We start from the raw sequence: 1,968 nt of genomic DNA, 5'->3' as shown, positions 1-1,968 counted from the left end.
ACAACTGCAAGCGGATGGCCCGCCTCAGGGCCGCATGACACCCGCGCCACCACCTAAACTCAAGGCCGCGCGGCCAAACCCGACAGACTGCTAGGGGCCTTGCCCGGGCATGCCGGGTCCGGGAACGGACCGGGCGACGGCCGATGAGGGTCCTCCTCGGTCCCTGTCCATGGAAGGTGCCCCTTTCGCCATGCCCGGCAACTGGTCCATCACGCGATGGGTGGCGTCGATCTTCGCGATCGCCCTGATGGGGTCCCTGCTGGCGGTCGGCCTGCTGGTCCGCTGGCAGGAGCAGGCGTCCGTACAGCGCATCGCCCAGGAGCAGGCGGTGCGCTCGTCGCGCCACCTGTTCGACCATATCTACGCGGCCATGCTGCGGGGCTCGGCGCGCGAGGATATCCTGGACATCGGCCAGCGGATCACCGAAGCCGACAACGGCACCACCATTCGCTTCATCCGCAGTCCCGGCGTGGCGGCGGCCTACGGCGAACGGCCCGAGACGCGCGCCTTGCGCGAGACCGACCCGGCGGTGCGCGCCGCCTTCCGCACCGGACGGGAACAGCTGCTGCCCGACGACGAGACTTTCCGGTTCCTCTATCCCCTGCCCCTGCGGGCCGAATGCACGGGCTGTCACGAGGGCGTGGTGGGCGAGACCGTGAACGGCGTCATCGACATCCGCTTCGAGACGGCCCACCTGGTGGCACCCTTCAACGATGTCGTCCGGACCGCGTTCCTCGGCTTCCTGGCCGTCCTCACGGTGGTCTTCCTGGTCATTTTCCTGCTGCTGCGCCGCCACGTCGTCAAGCCGATCCATGATCTGGCCGCCACCATGACCGCGATCCGCCAATCCCAGGGCCTGAGCCGACGCCTGAGCCTGCGCCCGCGCCCCTATCGGGCCCGGGAACTGACCATGTTGGCGACCACCTTCAACGAGTTGATGGCCGAGGTCGACACCCGGCGCCACGACCTGCTGACGCGGGGCGACGCCCTGGCCGCCGCCCGCGACCAGGCGGAACGGGCGCGCCTGGACGCGGACGCGGCCAACCTCGCCAAGTCGCAGTTCCTGGCGTCCATGAGTCATGAGTTGCGCACGCCCCTGAACGCCGTGCTCGGCTTTTCCGAGGTCCTGCGGGACGAGGTGTTCGGCCCCCTGGGCAACGCCCAGTATCAAGGGTACGCGCGCGACATCCACGACAGCGGCGCCCACCTGCGCGACCTGATCGACGACATGCTGAACCTGGCGCGGATTGAGGCCGGCGAGGGCGGGACCCACCCGGAAGCCCTGGATCTGGCAAGCGTGGTCGGCGGGTGCGAACGCCTCTACCGCGAGCGACTGGCGCAAAGCACCCTGACCCTGATCCAGGACTGCCCGCACGACCTGCCCCCGGTGTACGCCGACCCGCAAGCGCTGCGGCAGTGCCTGGACAATCTGGTCTCCAACGCCATCAAGTTCACGCCGCCCGGCGGCACCATCCGGGTCAGCGGCGCGACGCGCGCGGACGGCGGCGTGAGCGTGGCCGTCGCCGACAGCGGCGTCGGCATCGCCCGCGACCTGCAGGACCTGATCTTCTCGCCGTATGGCCGGGTGGCCAACCTGCACACCCGCACCACCGTGGGCACCGGCCTCGGCCTGGCGCTCGTCAAGGCGCTGATGGAGCAGACCGGGGGCACCGTCGCCCTGTCCAGCCGCCCGGGTCACGGCGCCACCTTCACGCTCGCCTTCCCGCCGGCACCCAGCGAGGAGCACGCACGGGCATCCGAGCCGCCGCCGGCGACCGAGACGCCGTCCGCCCCTCTGGTGCGGATGGGATGAGCGCATGGGACAAGAGAGTGGACTGGATCACGCCGCCGCGCCACACGGGGGCACCCAACACCAGCAGTTCTCAGGATGGGGTTGGAGTGTGTCGCAACCGGGTCTGGTGATTGAAGGGACAGGTGAGGAGGGGCGGGCTCAGGGTGGTTGCGGTG

General features: G+C 70.1%; 1 protein-coding gene. It reads left to right on the top strand.

The features are described 5' to 3' along the window. Positions 1 to 169 precede the first annotated feature (169 nt). Positions 170 to 1,813, top strand: a complete 1,644-nt coding sequence (locus GGD89_RS19500) for a sensor histidine kinase (RefSeq protein WP_221238579.1) — start codon at positions 170 to 172, stop codon at positions 1,811 to 1,813. The last annotated feature ends 155 nt before the right edge of the window (positions 1,814 to 1,968 follow it).

It is taken from the genome of Roseospira visakhapatnamensis (assembly GCF_014197915.1).
In the GTDB taxonomy this organism is placed as follows: Bacteria; Pseudomonadota; Alphaproteobacteria; order Rhodospirillales; family Rhodospirillaceae; genus Rhodospira; species Rhodospira visakhapatnamensis.
This window is presented reverse-complemented; position numbering and strand designations above follow the sequence as displayed.